The sequence below is a fragment of the Macrococcoides caseolyticum genome, from assembly GCF_002902665.1.
Taxonomy (GTDB): domain Bacteria; phylum Bacillota; class Bacilli; order Staphylococcales; family Staphylococcaceae; genus Macrococcoides; species Macrococcoides caseolyticum.
Genome location: NZ_PPRM01000073.1, coordinates 1 through 275, shown reverse-complemented (window position 1 = coordinate 275; position 275 = coordinate 1). Strand labels below are relative to the sequence as shown.

Here is a 275-nt window from a genome sequence, read left to right as displayed (position 1 = left end):
GCTTATACTCTTGGTAATATTCCAGTGCAGTTATACCTGTCTTAAGTGCATTTATTACGTTATAAATTGTCTGTCTTGATCGTTTCAATCTCTTTGCGATTTCTTTTACCGAAAGATTTTGATGATAATATGATTCTATGAACGTGAGTTCATCCGTGTTAAGATGTTTATAGGCCATTCTGTACTAACTCCTTATGTTTTCTTTGGTCGGAAATACATATTGAGTTTAGCACAGAAGGCTTTTTTAGTTGTCTAGCTTAATTTTACAATCGACG

1 protein-coding gene is annotated in these 275 nt (G+C 33.5%); it reads right to left on the bottom strand.

Translation table 11 applies throughout. The annotated features are described in order from the left end of the window. Nucleotides 1-178: helix-turn-helix domain-containing protein (locus CD152_RS09910; protein WP_146034106.1), on the bottom strand; the 178-nt coding region annotated here is incomplete at its 3' end. Nucleotides 179-275 lie beyond the last annotated feature (97 nt).